1 protein-coding gene and 1 pseudogene are annotated in these 3,391 nt (G+C 60.2%); one reads left to right on the top strand and one right to left on the bottom strand.

Annotation, left to right across the window (positions count from 1 at the left end; translation table 11 throughout):
* Positions 1-217 (top strand): annotated as a pseudogene (locus ACH2EH_RS18850) (hypothetical protein); the annotation flags it as partial.
* Between the two features lie 23 nt (positions 218-240).
* Here ACH2EH_RS18850 and ACH2EH_RS18845 read toward each other — a convergent pair.
* Positions 241-3,391: FG-GAP-like repeat-containing protein (locus tag ACH2EH_RS18845; RefSeq protein WP_395144046.1), on the bottom strand; the 3,151-nt coding region annotated here is incomplete at its 5' end.

The following is a 3,391-nucleotide window of genomic DNA, read 5'->3' as shown; positions in this document are numbered from 1 at the left end:
CGTTCGGCTAGGCGAGGAGGTTCGCGATCCGGTGACCGGCAAGCTTCTGGGGCGCGACGAACAACGCGTGGGGCAGTGCCGGATCAAGTCCGTACCCCCGTTGCAGTCGTTCTCCGTTGCTGTCCCAACCGAGGGAACTGAGTTTAAGATCGGCGATGTCGTACGGTTTGTTCGACGCCCCGAAAAAGTCGCTCCTCCGGTCAAAAAGAAAAGATAGCCGACGCAGATCGCAGATCCGATTTACCGGGGCGGTAGGTAGGCGTTCTCGAAAGCATCCGTGGTGATCCAGCGGGTGTGGTAGGTGGCAAAGTCATCTGGATGTTTTTTGAAGGCCGGATCGGCCTCTAGCTGCTCGTAGCTTCTCGGATAGTCTTTGAGAGCGTGGAGCGGGTAGGGGCCGACCGTTTTTCCAAATGTCGTGTTGATATTGCCGTCTTTCTCCCAACCATCACTAATGACCACGTAGTCGCGCTTCCACCCTGTCGGAGGTGCGGTCTTTGCCGGAAAGCGGAAGAAGAGCTCGTCCCCCGCGTTGAGAATGGCGTACCGATCATCCACACGGCTCAGCAGCGGCTTAACATCGCCAAATCGCGTCACGTAGCCGATCAGATCGCGCCAGCGGGGCGCGAGGCCAGCGAGATTGGCGTAGGAGGTGGGCAGCTCCGGCGACGACGCATCCACGGCTTTCACTTCCGAGAAACCCCGGTAGCGCAAAGTTGCCTCTTGAGCGCTTAGGCGCTGTGTCTTGATGGTGTTGTCGGGGCGAGCCTCGGCCCACTGGAGCTGATCCCAGAAAATCTCTAAGTTCGTGCGAAGGCGCATGCGGCGAGGCGTACCCGGTGCCACCGCCGCAAAGACATCGTCAATGCGCAGCACGATGGTCTTGAGCTTGCCCGCCGGAAAACCCAGCGCATCGCGGCGCTTGGCCCAGCTGTCTTTGTTGTTCTCTTGGTTTTTGTTGCTTTTATTGTCAGGCGTCCAGAGCGAGAGCCCCTGCGGCGGCCCCTGGGTCTTGTCCTGGCTCATGGCGACATTGAGCGACGTGTTGGTGGGATGGAGCCAGCCGTGGGCGATTAAGTACAGCGGCTTGCCGCGCGGTGCACTCTCGGGCAGTGTCAGCTCCACCCAGTGGTCCCCTGCGATTCCCTGGTACTTGCCGCGCCCGAAGTCATCCAGGTAGCGCGTGTCGCGCTTGGCCACCACCGCGCTCACGTCTTGCCCCTTCCAGCCGAGCACTTTTTCAAAAGGCCGCGTCGGGCCGGTCGGAATTACCTTGAGCAGTGGCAGTTTAGTCGGGTTGAAGCGCTCGTCAATAAATATCTCGGTGTTCTCGGGGTGGTCCACGGTGAGAAGTGAAAGATGGTCGAAGTAGTGCGTCTCGTTGAGCTCGGCGGTGATCGAGAGCTCGTAGAAGCCGTTTTTCGGCGCAAGCTGCTCGCCGCGCACTTTCACCCAGTCCTCGGTCTGGGTCGCACCCGCCGTGTCCTGCGCGTTGATCTTCAGCCCGAGGGGCGAGCGCCAGATGCAGTCCGTCACAAAGACAAACTCCTTGCCATTCCAGGTAAACAGGAACGGACACGAGCCGCCTAGTGCCTGGTCTGCGATAAGTGGTTTGCCTGCAACGAGCTTCTCGGCGAACTCACTCTGCGCCCGTCCGCTGGGCCAGATCATCCGAACGACCTCGGGTTTTTCGTAAGTTCCCAGTCCGATATGCATCTGCGGGCCGGTGACGGCAACTTTCTGGTAGAGTAGCCCCGCTCGGGCTTCAAACGCGCCACCCACACAGAAGTTGTTGATCTTATCGGCGGGGTTACTGGCTTGCTTAGCCTTGAGACTGATGGTTAGGTAGCCATAGCTCGCTTTCCCGGACGCCAGGCTTTGAACGGGTTTACCTGCTGCAATTCCTACCAGATCGAGCAGGCCATCGCCATTGAGATCCGCGATACTGGTGACACTAAGCGGTACCGAGAGTGGCGCCTTGACGAACTTCCCTGGTGCGTCGCTGAGCCAGATCTCACTCTCGTTCTTTCCCGCAATGAGAATATCTGTCGCGCCGTTGTTATCAAAATCTGCGGTGAAGAGCGCCTGGCCATCGGTGAGCTTTGTCTGAATCAGCGGCGTGGCTTTCTCTCCGAAGGCGTAGGCGATCACCTGGCCGTTCTTTGTCAGGCAGAGCAAGTCCAGCACCGTGTCGCCGTTGGTTTCGGCAACACCCAGCGCAACAAGACCACTGACTTCGGGACTTTTGGCAAGTACGAACGAACCCGAGCGCTCGTTGGTGTAGCGCACCAGCTTGCCGTTGGCATCTATAAACGCTGGGTCAGTGTCGCCATCGCCGTCGGAGTCCGCCCAGGCAAAGGCGCGGATCGGGCAGGCGACCCCCTCGAACTTGGGCGGCGTAACGGTGAATGTCCGGTCGCCGTTGTTTTGTAAGACGTAGGGCTTGCCCGACGGTGGCGAGACGATCAGATCAAGATCACCGTCGGTCTCGATATCCGCCGCCCAGACTCCCGTGCAGGGGCCCGGTGGGAGCTTGGTGGCGAGCAGTTTACCATCCTCGTAGAGCTTGATCCCGCTCGGCCCGGCGGCGGCGAGCTCGACATGAAAGTCGCGCTGCGCGTCGGTGAGGTGCTTTGCTCCCACTTTCTCTTCGCCCTCGAAGTTTCCCCGCATGGTGTCGAAGTCAAAAGCGATCGCCGCCGTGGCTCCGGCGGGCAGCGGAAACAAAACGGGCTTGCTCTCGGCGCTCAGAGCTAGGGCGATTGTCCCAGGCGAGCTCGTCGGAGCGCCGTAGGTCAGTCCTGTGTCGGGCTTGGCAGGAGTGGCAGGCGGATTGGCAAGCTTGATAAAACGCTGGAGGGGATCGCCAGGAGCAACCTCGAAGTTGTGTAGATCGAAGAAGCCGGTGAAGTAGTCACGGGTGCGTAGCAGAAGATTTGCCAGTTTGATCAGCGCAATGGCCTGGTTTCGGCCCGTCAGAGTCTTAAGCTCGGTAAGGCGTGCCTGAGTCTCCGGAGTCCAGCGGCTCTTGCGTAGCTCGAACAGTGCCAGAAGGCGGGCCACGCCGGGAGCATCGCCCGTCCTGGCGAGCGCTTGCGCCAGGAGAAGCTGTGTCACAAGGTTGTTGGGCGCGGCGGCAAGAAGGGTCTCCAGTGCTTTTCGGTGCGCTGCTTCGCTCTCGGGGCCACCCTGGCGTAGTGCTAGCTCGGCAATCAGATAGAGCGTCTTGACATCACGCGGGTTTTTGTCCACGGCCCTCTGGTAGGCGACAATTGCCTCCGCGAACTTCCCCTGTTTTTCGAGCAGCAGCCCCTCAATGGCCGCGATCCCCGGGTCGTCCGGCGCACCTTTCTTGGCCTGCGCCAGAGGCTCGACCGCTTTAGGGTACTCA

The sequence above is a fragment of the Armatimonas sp. genome, from assembly GCF_043760365.1.
Lineage (GTDB): Bacteria > Armatimonadota > Armatimonadia > Armatimonadales > Armatimonadaceae > Armatimonas.
The sequence above is the reverse complement of the archived record's forward strand: the minus strand, read 5'-3'. Positions and strand labels throughout refer to the sequence as shown.